The sequence below is a fragment of the Citrobacter sp. Awk 2 genome (assembly GCF_028069815.1).
Lineage (GTDB): Bacteria > Pseudomonadota > Gammaproteobacteria > Enterobacterales > Enterobacteriaceae > Citrobacter.
Genome location: NZ_JANEWL010000035.1, coordinates 25,183 through 38,437 on the forward strand (window position 1 = coordinate 25,183; position 13,255 = coordinate 38,437).

15 protein-coding genes are annotated in these 13,255 nt (G+C 51.5%); 7 read left to right on the forward strand and 8 right to left on the reverse strand.

What is annotated here, in order from left to right; genetic code table 11:
• Positions 1–59: 59 nt before the first annotated feature.
• From ldcC to tilS, 3 genes are all read left to right on the forward strand, one after another.
• Positions 60–2,198 (forward strand): lysine decarboxylase LdcC, encoded by a 2,139-nt coding sequence (ldcC, locus tag NNO02_RS11185; protein ID WP_271454821.1) that lies wholly within the window; start codon positions 60–62, stop codon positions 2,196–2,198.
• 64 nt (positions 2,199–2,262) lie between these two features.
• A complete protein-coding gene (locus NNO02_RS11190) occupies positions 2,263–2,652 on the forward strand; it encodes a VOC family protein (protein ID WP_048212638.1) in 390 nt (129 codons plus the stop codon).
• Positions 2,653–2,713: 61 nt separating this feature from the next.
• Positions 2,714–4,006, forward strand: coding sequence for a tRNA lysidine(34) synthetase TilS (tilS, locus tag NNO02_RS11195; protein ID WP_271454822.1), 1,293 nt, complete (start codon positions 2,714–2,716; stop codon positions 4,004–4,006).
• 64 nt (positions 4,007–4,070) lie between these two features.
• On the opposite strand, the gene rof is transcribed toward tilS, so the two are convergent.
• Both rof and NNO02_RS11205 read right to left on the reverse strand, forming a co-directional pair.
• The gene (gene rof, locus NNO02_RS11200; protein WP_048212636.1) at positions 4,071–4,331 is read right to left on the reverse strand and encodes a Rho-binding antiterminator; all 261 of its coding nucleotides are present in this window, start codon (positions 4,329–4,331) and stop codon (positions 4,071–4,073) included.
• Positions 4,318–4,518: a YaeP family protein gene (locus NNO02_RS11205; protein ID WP_005132083.1), complete on the reverse strand. Its 201-nt coding sequence runs from the start codon at positions 4,516–4,518 to the stop codon at positions 4,318–4,320. The genes rof and NNO02_RS11205 overlap by 14 nt, the downstream gene beginning before the upstream one ends.
• Positions 4,519–4,717: 199 nt before the next feature.
• On the opposite strand from NNO02_RS11205, the gene NNO02_RS11210 reads away from it, so the two are divergent.
• Genes NNO02_RS11210 through nlpE form a run of 3 tightly spaced genes read left to right on the forward strand, consistent with a single transcriptional unit; the run spans position 4,718 to position 6,415 of the window.
• Positions 4,718–5,260 (forward strand): YaeQ family protein, encoded by a 543-nt coding sequence (locus tag NNO02_RS11210; RefSeq protein ID WP_271441989.1) that lies wholly within the window; start codon positions 4,718–4,720, stop codon positions 5,258–5,260.
• Complete coding sequence (gene arfB / locus NNO02_RS11215) at positions 5,260–5,682, forward strand: alternative ribosome rescue aminoacyl-tRNA hydrolase ArfB (protein ID WP_271441988.1); 423 nt, start codon at positions 5,260–5,262, stop codon at positions 5,680–5,682. The genes NNO02_RS11210 and arfB overlap by 1 nt, the downstream gene beginning before the upstream one ends.
• A 31-nt stretch (positions 5,683–5,713) precedes the next feature.
• Positions 5,714–6,415: an envelope stress response activation lipoprotein NlpE gene (gene nlpE / locus NNO02_RS11220; protein ID WP_271441987.1), complete on the forward strand. Its 702-nt coding sequence runs from the start codon at positions 5,714–5,716 to the stop codon at positions 6,413–6,415.
• 142 nt (positions 6,416–6,557) lie between these two features.
• On the opposite strand, the gene proS is transcribed toward nlpE, so the two are convergent.
• The 6 genes from proS to metN form a co-directional block, all read right to left on the reverse strand.
• Positions 6,558–8,276: a proline--tRNA ligase gene (gene proS, locus NNO02_RS11225; RefSeq protein ID WP_040230039.1), complete on the reverse strand. Its 1,719-nt coding sequence runs from the start codon at positions 8,274–8,276 to the stop codon at positions 6,558–6,560.
• 110 nt (positions 8,277–8,386) lie between these two features.
• Positions 8,387–9,094: a tRNA (N6-threonylcarbamoyladenosine(37)-N6)-methyltransferase TrmO gene (gene tsaA, locus NNO02_RS11230; RefSeq protein ID WP_271454823.1), complete on the reverse strand. Its 708-nt coding sequence runs from the start codon at positions 9,092–9,094 to the stop codon at positions 8,387–8,389.
• Entirely contained in the window at positions 9,091–9,495 is a 405-nt protein-coding gene (gene rcsF / locus NNO02_RS11235; protein WP_040230040.1) for an Rcs stress response system protein RcsF, read from the reverse strand. The genes tsaA and rcsF overlap by 4 nt, the downstream gene beginning before the upstream one ends.
• A gap of 116 nt (positions 9,496–9,611) precedes the next feature.
• Positions 9,612–10,427, reverse strand: coding sequence for a methionine ABC transporter substrate-binding lipoprotein MetQ (gene metQ / locus NNO02_RS11240; protein WP_003829145.1), 816 nt, complete (start codon positions 10,425–10,427; stop codon positions 9,612–9,614).
• A gap of 44 nt (positions 10,428–10,471) precedes the next feature.
• A complete protein-coding gene (locus NNO02_RS11245) occupies positions 10,472–11,125 on the reverse strand; it encodes a methionine ABC transporter permease MetI (RefSeq protein WP_005132073.1) in 654 nt (217 codons plus the stop codon).
• Positions 11,118–12,149: a methionine ABC transporter ATP-binding protein MetN gene (gene metN, locus NNO02_RS11250; protein WP_271454824.1), complete on the reverse strand. Its 1,032-nt coding sequence runs from the start codon at positions 12,147–12,149 to the stop codon at positions 11,118–11,120. Before metN ends, NNO02_RS11245 begins: the two co-directional genes overlap by 8 nt.
• A gap of 189 nt (positions 12,150–12,338) precedes the next feature.
• On the opposite strand from metN, the gene gmhB reads away from it, so the two are divergent.
• Entirely contained in the window at positions 12,339–12,905 is a 567-nt protein-coding gene (gmhB, locus tag NNO02_RS11255; RefSeq protein ID WP_271454825.1) for a D-glycero-beta-D-manno-heptose 1,7-bisphosphate 7-phosphatase, read from the forward strand.
• The last annotated feature ends 350 nt before the right edge of the window (positions 12,906–13,255 follow it).

Consider the following 13,255-nt stretch of genomic DNA (forward strand, 5'->3'; position numbering starts at 1 on the left):
TTTTTTTACCTGCGGTTTGACCAGGCTATGATTAACTAAGGTTTTTCCAGGAGGAACGCATGAATATCATTGCCATCATGGGACCGCATGGCGTCTTTTACAAAGATGAGCCCATCAAGGAGCTTGAACGTGCGCTACAGCAGCAGGGATTTCAGATAATCTGGCCGCAGAATAGCAACGACCTGCTGAAATTTATTGAGCACAACCCGCGTATCTGTGGCGTCATTTTTGACTGGGATGAATACAGCCTGGATTTGTGTAGCGACATCAACCAGCTTAACGAATACCTCCCACTTTACGCCTTTATTAATACCCATTCGACGATGGATGTCAGCGCACACGATCTGCGCATGGCGCTGTGGTTCTTTGAGTACGCATTGGGTCAGTCTGACGATATTGCCACGCGTATTCGCCAGTACACCAATGAATACCTCGACAACATAACGCCACCTTTTACCAAAGCACTGTTTACCTACGTGAAAGAGGGAAAGTACACTTTTTGTACCCCAGGGCATATGGCGGGAACGGCATACCAGAAAAGCCCGGTCGGTTGCCTGTTCTATGATTTCTTTGGCGGCAATACGCTTAAGGCTGATGTCTCCATTTCGGTGACTGAGCTGGGATCGCTGCTCGACCATACCGGTCCGCACCTCGAAGCGGAGGAGTACATTGCACGCACGTTTGGTGCCGAGCAAAGCTATATGGTCACTAATGGCACTTCGACATCGAATAAAATTGTCGGTATGTATGCCGCCCCTTCGGGAAGTACGTTACTGATTGACCGCAACTGTCATAAGTCTCTGGCGCATTTGCTGATGATGAGCGATGTCGTGCCCGTATGGCTCAAGCCGACGCGTAATGCGCTGGGTATCCTTGGTGGTATACCTAAGAGTGAATTTACCCGGGAGAGTATCGAGCGCAAGGTCGCAGAGACGGTACAGGCGCAATGGCCGGTGCATGCGGTAATTACTAACTCCACTTACGACGGGTTGCTCTACAACACTAACTGGATCAAGCAAACGCTGGATGTGCCTTCTATTCATTTTGATTCGGCCTGGGTGCCGTATACCCATTTTCATCCGATCTATCAGGGGAAAAGTGGTATGAGCGGTGAGCGGGTGCCGGGAAAAGTGATTTTTGAAACTCAGTCCACCCACAAGATGCTGGCTGCGCTGTCGCAGGCTTCGCTGATTCATATTAAAGGCGATTATGACGAAGATACGTTCAACGAAGCCTTTATGATGCACACCTCCACGTCTCCAAGCTACCCGATAGTGGCGTCGATAGAAACGGCGGCGGCAATGTTGCGGGGTAACTCAGGTAAGCGGTTAATCAATCGTTCGGTGGAGCGGGCGCTGCATTTTCGCAAAGAAGTACAGCGGCTACGCGAAGAGTCAGATGGCTGGTTCTTTGATATCTGGCAGCCCGAAAAAGTGGATGAAGCAGAGTGCTGGCCAGTAGCACCAGGTGAAGACTGGCATGGGTTTGTTGATGCTGATGCCGACCATATGTACCTCGACCCGGTGAAAGTGACCATTCTGACGCCAGGGATGGATGAGCAGGGAAATATGAGCGAAGAGGGTATCCCCGCTGCACTGGTGGCGAAATTCCTTGATGAACGCGGTGTCGTCGTGGAGAAAACGGGCCCGTATAATCTGTTGTTCCTGTTCAGTATCGGCATTGATAAAACCCGGGCGATGGGTCTCCTGCGTGGACTAACGGAATTTAAACGTTCGTACGATCTGAATTTACGCGTTAAAAATATGCTGCCGGATCTGTATGCTGAGGATCCCGATTTTTATCGCACTATGCGCATTCAGGATCTGGCACAGGGAATCCATCGATTGATCCGCCAACACGATCTCTCCGGGTTGATGCTGCGGGCATTCGATACGTTGCCGGAAATGAAAATGACGCCTCATCAGGCCTGGCAGCGGCAAATTAAAGGTGACGTCGAGACAGTCACTCTTGATCAACTGGTAGGGCGTGTTTCCGCCAATATGATCTTGCCTTATCCTCCAGGTGTCCCGCTGCTGATGCCCGGAGAAATGATCACAGAAAAAAGCCGGTCAGTACTCGATTTCCTGCTGATGCTGTGCTCGGTGGGGCAGCGCTACCCTGGATTTGAAACTGACATTCATGGGGCTAAGTTGGGTGAGGACGGCGTGTATCGTGTCAGAGTCCTGAAAATGGCATAACGACTTGCCGGAACCCGTTGCGCACGAGTAACGTGCTGAGAGTAAAATTAAAGAGGCGAAGAACATGCTGGGGTTAAAACAGGTTCACCATATTGCCATTATTGCGACGGACTACAGGGCCAGTAAGGCATTTTACTGTGATGTATTAGGCTTCACGTTAATGAGTGAAGCCTACCGGGAAGAACGTGACTCCTGGAAAGGCGATCTGGCGCTGAACGGCCAGTACGTGATTGAGCTTTTTTCTTTTCCTTTCCCACCCTGTCGCCCCAGTAGACCGGAAGCCTGCGGTTTACGTCATCTGGCGTTCAGCGTCGAGGATGTGGAAAAGTCGATTGCTCATCTTGAAGCCCATCATGTGAAATGTGAGCCAGTGCGCATCGATCCCTTTACCGGTAAACGCTTTACGTTTTTTAACGATCCAGACGGATTACCACTTGAACTGTACGAGCTGTAAGGCTTGTCATTGTAGCTTTAGCCCGGTAACGTGCCGGGCAATGCTATTGTAAGCAATCATCATGACGACACTTACGCTGAATACTTCACTTCTGAACACTAACGCGATCCTCGTTGCCTTTAGCGGCGGCCTCGACTCTACCGTGCTGTTGCACCAACTGGTGCTGTGGCGAATTCAGCACCCGGAGGTCTCTCTGCGGGCCATCCACATTCATCACGGATTAAGCCCGCACGCAAACAGTTGGGTACAGCACTGTGAGACGGTATGTGCGCAGTGGCAGGTGCCGCTGGTGGTTGAGCGGGTTCATTTGCAGGATGATGGGTTGGGCATCGAGGCGCAGGCCCGACGAGCGCGCTATCAGGCCTTTGCGCAGACGCTGCTGCCTGGAGAGGTGCTGATGACCGCTCAGCATCTGGACGATCAATGTGAGACATTTTTGTTAGCGCTTAAGCGTGGCAGTGGTCCTGCAGGGCTTTCGGCCATGGGGGAAAGTTCGCCTTTTAGCGGTACCCAACTCATTCGACCGCTGTTGATGCAAACGCGTGATGCGCTTGAACAGTGGGCGCGCCGGCATGAATTACGCTGGATTGAAGATGAAAGTAATCAGGATGACGCCTACGATCGCAACTTCTTACGTCTGCGTATTATCCCGCATCTGCAACAGCGGTGGCCGCACTTTGCGCAAGCCACGGCCCGCAGCGCCGCGCTGTGCGCTGAGCAGGAGAGCTTACTGGATGAACTGCTGGCCTGCGATTTAGCCAACTGCGTTACGGCGCAAGGTACACTCTTGCTCGGGCCATTAATGACGATGAGTACCGTACGGCGTGCTGCGCTGCTTCGTCGCTGGCTGGCAGGATTAAATGCACCGATGCCTTCCCGTGATGCGTTAGAACGTATCTGGCAGGAAGTCGCGTTGGCACGCGAGGACGCATCGCCCTGTTTTCGCCTTGGTGAGTATGACGTCCGCCGTTATCAGTCGCAGCTGTGGTGGGTGAGGTCGGTTGACGGGCAAAGTGAAACCGTTATCCCGTGGCAATCCTGGAAAACGCCGTTGGCGCTACCTGCAGGGTTGGGCGAGATACAGCTTATCGCTACGGGTGAGCTTCGCAGGCCACATGTTGATGAAGCCGTTAGTATTCGCTTTAAAGCGCCTGGGTTATTGCATATTGTCGGGCGCAACGGTGGGCGTAAGCTTAAAAAAATCTGGCAGGAACAGGGTATTCCTCCCTGGCGGCGAGACACCACGCCGTTACTGTTTTACGGTGACACGCTGATTGCGGCAGCAGGGGTTTTCGTGACGCATGAAGGGCTGGCAAAAGGTGAAGAAGGAGTGAGTCTGGTGTGGCGTGCCTGATGGGGCTGCGCTTATCAGGCCTACGTATCGTATGGAAAGTAGGCCTGATAAGGTGCAAGAAAGGTTAAGATTCGCTGACCACCACGGTACCGATTTGCGGGTGGCTGAAGCTGGCAATTTTGTCGAGGCGAAGCTCACGGGTTTCACCCGAGACATCGGCGACCAGATATTCCACATTTTTGCGTGAAACCAGGTCATTTGCTTTCGCCTGTAGAACTTCGCCATCTTTGAGCGCCAACGTCAGTAACAAATGGTGCTGGCAGGCGAGTTCAAGATTGTCGTAATCATCACAGTTGATGGGTTGATACGTTTCATTCATTGACATAATCGCTCACCAGTAAGTTCGCGGCAGCATAGGCTGCCTTTTCCCTGACCGACTCTGAAAGGGCGCTGTCTGCCGCCACTTCATTAAGTACCTTCAATACGCAACCCAGCGCATCCGGGACATACCCTAAGTCTCCGCTGGCGATTTCCGCGTACCGCTTGCGTATTAACTCACAATATTTTTCCACATGCCCTCCTGTCAGCACTCTGACTTAACCGTGGATGCAAGTCTAAGCCTACGAAGATAAACTCTGTTTAGCAAGGTGACTATACCATACTCATTCAAGCAATATCAGCGCCTTGATAGACGGTACCTTCGTTAGCGGTTAGCAGCCTTTTGCCGCAGTTTTCGCTACAATGGACGCCTGATTCAAAAGGAGTTCTCCCATGGCGCTTAAAGCGACAATCTATAAAGCCGTCGTCAATGTAGCGGATCTCGACCGCAACCAGTTTCTTGACGCGACATTGACGCTGGCGCGTCACCCTTCAGAAACCCAGGAACGCATGATGTTGCGTCTGTTGGCATGGATTAAATATGCTGACGAGCGGCTGCAATTCACGCGGGGTTTAAGCGCTGAAGACGAACCCGAAGCATGGTTGCGCAACGACCACCTGGGCATTGATCTCTGGATTGAACTCGGCTTGCCGGATGAGCGTCGCATTAAGAAGGCGTGTACTCAGTCTGCTGAAGTCGCTTTGTTTGCCTATAACAGCCGCGCAGCGCAAATCTGGTGGCAGCAGAATCAGACCCGATGCGCGCAGTTTGCCAATTTATCCGTGTGGTATCTGGATGATGAACAATTGGCGCAATTGAGCGAGTTCGCAGGGCGCACCATGGCGCTGCAGGCAACCATTCAGGACGGTGCTATCTGGTTGTCCGACTCTCAGAACAATCTGGAAATCCATCTGGCTGCGTGGCAGCAGCGTTGATGGTTATTATCTCCCGAAATGTCTCTATCCCTGATAACGAGCTGGAAATCACCGCTATTCGGGCACAGGGTGCAGGTGGACAGCACGTTAACAAGACCTCAACGGCTATTCATTTGCGCTTTGACATTCGGGCCTCCAGCCTGCCAGAGTATTACAAGGAACGCCTGTTGGCTGCCAGTCATCATCTGATCAGCGGCGAGGGTGTCATTATTATTAAGGCTCAGGAATATCGTAGCCAGGAGTTGAACCGGGAAGCGGCAATATCCCGGCTGGTGGCGGTGATTAAAGAATTAACCGCAGTGCAGAAAAGTAGGCAGGCAACGCGCCCGACACGCGCTTCAAAAGAGCGAAGATTGTCATCGAAGGCGCAAAAGTCCACTGTGAAGGCACTGCGCGGGAAAGTTCGTCGCCCACAGGACTGACGAATGGGAATACAATATTGAGAAGGAATCTGTGGTGAAAACAGCAATACTGTCATTAGCAGCTGTATTTACACTCTTTGCCTTGATCGGCTGTAACAATCGCTCTGAAGTTGATGTTCTGCAACCGACACAAGCGGCAGAATTAAAACCGATGCAGCAAAGCTGGCGTGGCATCTTGCCTTGTGCGGACTGCGAAGGGATTGAAACCTCTTTGTTCCTGGAAAAAGATGGAACATGGGTAATGAACGAACGCTATCAGGGCGTACGTGATGAACCTTCTTCGTTTGCTTCATATGGCTCGTGGGCGCGTACGGCTGACAAGCTGGTGTTGACGGACAGCAAAGGTGAAAAGTCTTACTACCGGGCAAAAGGCGAGGCACTGGAAATGCTCGATCGTGAAGGCAATCCAATTGAGTCACAGCTCAACTACACCTTGCAGCCGGTTTCTGCCAGTCTCCCCGTGACGCCAATGCCGATGCGGGGAATGTACTTCTACATGGCGGACGCCGCTACCTTCACCGACTGTGCAACGGGTAAAAGAGTCGCCGTTGCCAACAACGCACAGCTGGAGCGTGATTATTTGAGCGCACGCGGTGCTACGGATAAACCGGTTCTGTTGACAGTAGAAGGCCATTTCACCCTGGAGCCAAACCCGGATACCGGGGCGATGGTGAAAACGCTGGCCACCGACAAAAATGCGAAGTTTGTGCCAGGTAAGGATTGCAGCAACTAATAAAAAGGCCTCGCATAATGCGAGGCCTTTTTATTTGCCGGATGGCGCTTTGCTCACCCAGTCTGCAGTACGTGTTTTGAGTTGGTCCGGTAAGCGAAGCGCCACCGGACAATCCTACAAAACGCACATTGTTGGTATCTGATTAGCCCTTAATCGCTTTCACCAGATAGTCGACAATGTCGCCGGTTTTAATCAGCTGTTTCTCGCCGTTACGACGATATTTGTATTCAATATCATCGTTATCGAGGTTACGGTCACCGAGCACGATGGTGTGTGGAACACCGATCAGTTCCATATCGGCAAACATCACGCCCGGACGTTCTTTACGATCGTCCATCAGCACTTCGATACCCTGTGCACGCAGTTCTGCGTACAGCTTCTCAGCCAGTTCCTGCACACGGTAGGATTTGTGCATGTTCATTGGCAGAATCGCGACCTGGAACGGTGCGATAGCATCCGGCCATACAATGCCACGATCGTCAAAGTTCTGCTCAATAGCGGCAGCAACAACGCGAGTCACCCCGATACCGTAGCAGCCCATGGTCAGAATCTGATTACGGCCATCTTCACCCTGAACGGCAGCTTTCATTGCTTCAGAATACTTGGTACCCAGTTGGAAGATGTGGCCCACTTCGATACCACGTTTAATCAGCAGTGTACCTTTGCCATCCGGACTTGGGTCGCCTGCGACCACGTTACGGATATCTGCCACTTCTGGCGTTGCAACATCACGATCCCAGTTAATACCAAAATAGTGTTTACCATCGATGTTTGCACCGGCAGCGAAATCGCTCATTACCGCAACGGTACGATCGATAACCACCGGGATCGGCATGTTAACCGGACCAAGGGAACCCGGACCTGCTTTCACGACGGCACGGATTTCTTCTTCAGTAGCAAAAGTCAGCGGGCTGGCAACCTGCGGCAGTTTTTCTGCTTTAACTTCGTTCAGTTCGTGATCGCCGCGAACCAGCAGAGCAACCAGCGGGTAGCTGCTGCCTTCAACCGCTTTCACCAGCAGGGTTTTAACGGTTTTTTCAATTGGCAGATTAAACTGCTCAACCAGTTCCGCGATAGTTTTCGCATTCGGTGTATCAACCAGCGTCATTTCCTGAGTGGCGGCTGCGCGGGGTTCTTTCGGCGCAACGGCTTCAGCAAATTCGATGTTGGCAGCAAAATCGGAGCTGTCGGAGAATACCACGTCATCTTCGCCGCTCTGTGCCAGAACCTGGAATTCGTGAGAAGCGCTACCGCCGATAGAGCCGGTATCAGCCTGTACTGCGCGGAAATCCAGGCCCATACGGCTAAAGATTTTGCTGTACGCGGCATACATCGCGTCGTAAGTTTCCTGCAGAGATTCCTGAGAAGTATGGAAAGAGTACGCATCTTTCATCAGGAATTCGCGGGAACGCATCACGCCGAATCGTGGGCGAACTTCGTCACGGAATTTCGTCTGGATCTGATAGAAGTTCAGCGGCAGTTGTTTGTAAGAGCTCAGCTCATTACGGATCAGGTCGGTGATGACTTCTTCATGCGTTGGGCCGAGTACGAATGAACGATCGCCACGGTCTGCGATACGCAGCAGTTCCGGGCCGTACTGTTCCCAACGACCGCTCTCTTCCCACAGTTCAGAAGGCTGAACGACCGGCATCAACACCTCGATCGCACCGGCGTTATTCATTTCTTCACGCACGATGTTTTCGACTTTTTTCAGGACGCGCACGCCGGTCGGCAGCCAGGTGTATAACCCGGAGGCCAGCTTGCGGATCATCCCGGCGCGCAGCATCAGCTGGTGGCTGATGACTTCGGCGTCGGCAGGTGTCTCCTTCAGAGTGGAGAGCAGATATTGGCTAGTACGCATGTTGTTACGGTTCCAGTTGAACGATCGAACAGGCTGGATGCCAGCCTGACACAAAAAAAGTGGTTTAGTTTACCAGCGAGAAAGGGATGTCAAAAGAGAAGGGCACGAAATTAGCGGGGTTCAAGCGCAAAGACTTCAAAACCTTCTTCCGTTACGCGCCAGCGCACGTTGAAATCGTGTAGCCAGACGGCATACGCTTTGCCTGTCTCTTCACCTTTACGATACGCAGGACGTGGGTCCTGTGCCAGTACTTCGCCGATAAATACTTTCAGCAATGGACAACGTTTTTCCAGCGTCAGAAGCTGTTGTTCAACCTCTGTAGTGAAACTTACCGCCATTTCGGCAACCGGCGCATGCTGCGCGTAGCTGGCTGTGGCGTCAGGCAGTGCTTCTGCAAATGGCAGATAAGGTTTGATGTCGATCACCGGCGTTCCGTCGACCAGGTCCAGACTACCCAGTTTCAGAATGACGCTCTCTTTGTGGCAGACAATTTCTTTTAACTCAACCAGCGACATCCCGACAGGGTTAGGACGAAAGGTTGAACGCGTGGCAAAGACTCCCATTCTGGCGTTACCGCCCAGACGGGGTGGGCGTACGGTTGGACGCCATCCACCTTCCATTGTCTGATGAAAAACAAAAATCACCCACAAATGACTGAATGCTTCCAGGCCGCGAACAGCATCGGCCTGGTTATAGGGCGCGAGCAAATGCAGTTCGCCGTTGGCGCTTTTCACCAGACCCGGCTGGCGTGGCACAGCGAACTTTTCTTTATAAGGAGAGCGGATAACGCCTATTTGCTCGAACTGAAAATGACTCATTTAGACGAAATGTTCAGGGCAGAACCGATGCAGACTGCCTGACGATAGCAACCCGGTGTCCCGCTGGTGACTTCGCAGCTGTGCAGCAATACCGCATTGGCTTTCATTTTGGATGCGTTTATCTGCATGCGTTTGCGTGCGGTTGGAATACTCGGAGGGGAATCCTGGTTTGATGCCTGGCAGGACTCTCCGCTCACTTCGCCAAGATCGCGGAATGGTTTACCGACCAGATCTTCTGCGTTGGTAATAATTCTGACCGGCGTCGCGCGCGGTGCTTTTGGTTTTTCCGGCTCCGCTTTTGGCGGGGTAGCGGTGCTTTGAACGGGTTCAACAGGGGATCTGCTTAACATAGAACAGCCGCTCAGCATGAGTGCTACTAAACAGATCGGTAAAGCACGCATAATATTTCCTCAATGAATGATCTAAACGTCAGATATTGAATCAGGTGCTTGCATAAATGACAAGACGGGCAAGCGCCCGTCCTGATGATATTACAGATTGTGAAAACAGCCTAAAATTACCAGCCTTTAACAGCACCACCGTTGAAGACTTTGTTTGCCGCTTCGTAAACTTCGTCTGACTGGTATGCTTCAACGAATTTCTTCACGTTCTCAGCATCTTTATTGTCTTCACGCGTCACGATCAGGTTTACGTATGGGGAATCTTTATCTTCAACAAAGATACCGTCTTTTGCCGGAGTCAGGCCGATCTGGCTGGCATAGGTGGTGTTGATGACTGCCAGTGCGATTTGCGCGTCGTCCAGTGAGCGTGGCAGCTGCGGCGCTTCCAGTTCAACCAGCTTCAGGTTTTTCGGGTTTTCAATCACGTCCAGCGCGGTTGGCAGCAGGCCAACGCCATCTTTCAGTTTAATCAAACCGACTTTCTGCAGCAGCAGCAGGGAACGGCCGAGGTTAGTCGGGTCGTTTGGAATAGCGACCTGAGAGCCATCCTGCAGTTCATCCAGTGATTTGATTTTTTTGGAGTAGCCTGCAATCGGATAAACAAAGGTATTGCCTACGGCAACCAGTTTGTAACCACGATCTTTGATCTGCTGATCCAGGTACGGTTTGTGTTGGAAGGCGTTAGCATCGATATCGCCTTTGCTTAGCGCTTCATTGGGCAGGACATAATCGTTGAACGTTACCAGTTCAACATCCAGACCGTATTTTTCTTTAGCCACTTTCTGTGCGACTTCAGCAACCTGCTGCTCTGCGCCAACGATAACACCCACTTTGATGTGGTTAGGATCTTTTTCATCCTGGCCACAACCCACAAGTGCCAGAGAACCGATCAGGGCTCCAACTGCCGCAAAGGTTTTGAATTTGAACGCCATGCTTATTTCCTTTTCCTAATGAGTTTTTAGTGTTGTGTGTAACGTTATTTGTGCGTGACAGCCCGGACGATGCGATCGCCGGATAACTGAATTAAATAAACCAGAACGACGAGCAATACCAGTACTGTATTCATTACGGTAGCGTTGTAGCCAATATAACCGTACTGGTAGCCAATCTGGCCAAGACCGCCTGCACCGACAGCACCGCCCATCGCGGAATAGCCAACCAGCGTGATGAGCGTGATGGTGGCGGCATTGACCAGACCCGGCAGTGCTTCTGGTAGTAATACCTTACGTACAATCTGCAACGGTGTAGCGCCCATCGCACGGGAGGCCTCAATCAGCCCGGTTGGGATCTCCAGCAAGGCGTTCTCAACCATACGAGCAATAAATGGCGCGGCGCCGACGGTTAGCGGGACGATAGCGGCCTGCAGCCCGATAGATGTGCCAACAATCATGCGGGTGAACGGAATCATCCACACCAGCAAAATAATGAACGGGATGGAACGGAAAATGTTAACCAGCGCAGAAAGCGTGCGGTACAACTTCGCGTTCTCAATGATTTGTCCTGGACGTGTCACGTACAGCAGTACGCCAACGGGCAGGCCAATCACAAAGCCAAAAAAACCGGACACAAAGGTCATTGCCAGCGTTTCCCATACGCCGCGAACCAGCAGCCAAATCATCGGCTCAGACATAACCCAGTACCTCTACTTTTACGTGGTGTTCCTGCAACCAGCTAATGGCTGCTTGTGTATCTTCTTGTGTACCGTGCATTTCAGTCAGCATGATGCCGAACTTCACGCCGCCGGCGTAATCCATCTGCGCGCTGATAATGTTGTTATTCACATTAAAACGGCGGGCTGTTTCCGAGAGTAATGGTGCATCAACAGAGTGACCGGTGAACTCCATGCGCAGCATGGGCACGCTGTCGGCTTGCGGCTCTGCTTTTAAACGTTCCAGATAATCTTCCGGAATATCCAAATGCAGCGTGGACTGGATAAATTTCTGCGCCAGCGGGGTTTTGGGGTGTGAGAACACCTCACTGACGGTGTCCTGCTCAATCAGTTCACCATCGCTGATGACCGCAACGCAGTCACAGATACGTTTTACAACGTCCATCTCATGAGTAATCAGCAGAATGGTGAGACCCAGGCGACGGTTAATATCTTTCAGTAATTCGAGAATCGAGCGGGTCGTGGCTGGGTCGAGGGCGCTGGTGGCTTCATCGCACAGCAGTACTTTAGGATTACTTGCCAGAGCACGGGCAATCGCTACACGTTGCTTCTGGCCACCGGAAAGGTTAGCCGGGTAGCTGTCGTGCTTGTCACCAAGGCCAACCAAATCCAACAGTTCCGTCACACGACGTTTAATCTCTTCCTTTGGCGTGTTATCCAGCTCCAGCGGAAGCGCAACGTTGCCAAAAACAGTACGGGAGGAGAGCAGGTTAAAGTGCTGGAAAATCATGCCAATTTGACGACGCGCTTTAGTCAGCTCTGACTCTGAAAGCGTCGTCAGCTCCTGACCGCCGACCTGAACGCTACCTTCAGTTGGGCGCTCGAGCAGGTTTACGCAGCGAATGAGTGTGCTTTTACCGGCACCGGAGGCACCAATAACGCCATAAATCTGTCCGGCAGGAACATGCAGGCTGACATTGTTTAGCGCCTGAATGGTGCGAGTCCCCTGCTGGAACACTTTGGTGATATTCAAAAGTTTAATCATTGGTTATTTATTATCGTAATTAAGTTAGCCGTGGCATTTTCGTCTGTCTGGTACGGTCGACGCCGTCAACAAGATGGATGTTAAGGCATCCAGACGTCTAAATCAATCGGGCTTTGCACGATGAGCACTTTCTTGCCCGCCGAAACATGCGATACTAGAGCAACATGCCTTATTCAGGAGCTATAAAAGGTGGCAAAGTCTGTACCCGCAATTTTTCTCGACCGTGACGGCACTATTAATGTGGACCACGGTTACGTCCATGAGATCGACGAGTTCGAATTTATCGACGGTGTCATTGATGCTATGCGTGAACTTAAAAAGATGGGTTATGCGCTGATTGTCGTGACGAACCAGTCTGGTATTGCCCGTGGCAAATTTACCGAGGCACAATTCGAAACGTTGACTGAATGGATGGACTGGTCATTGGCCGATCGCGATGTTGATCTGGATGGTATCTATTATTGTCCTCATCATCCGCAGGGCACAGTCGAAGAGTACCGCCAGGTCTGCGACTGCCGTAAACCACATCCAGGCATGTTTATCTCAGCGCGAGACTTTCTGCACATCGATATGGCTGCTTCTTATATGGTGGGCGACAAAATAGAAGATATGCAGGCGGCGACAGCTGCAAATGTAGGAACGAAGGTATTAGTGCGTACAGGCAAGCCAGTCACTCCGGAAGCAGAAAATGCGGCAGATTTAGTGCTAAATAGTCTGACGGACCTGCCAATGGCGATAAAAAAGCAGCAAAAGTAAGCGTTATGGATAAAAGGTGAGCGGTTGAAACAAAAATGCATTTTTCCGCTTGTCTTCCTGAGTCGACTCCCTATAATGCGCCTCCATCGACACGGCGGATGTGAATCACTTCACACAAACAGCCGGTCCGGTTGAAGAGAAAAATCCTGAAATTCAGGGTTGACTCTGAAAGAGGAAAGCGTAATATACGCCACCTCGCGACAGAGCGCTAAAGCGCGTCGCAACTGCTCTTTAACAATTTATCAGACAATCTGTGTGGGCACTCGAAGATACGGATTCTTAACGTCGCAAGACGAAAAATGAATACCAAGTCTCAACGAGTGAACACGTAATTCATTACGAAGTTTAAT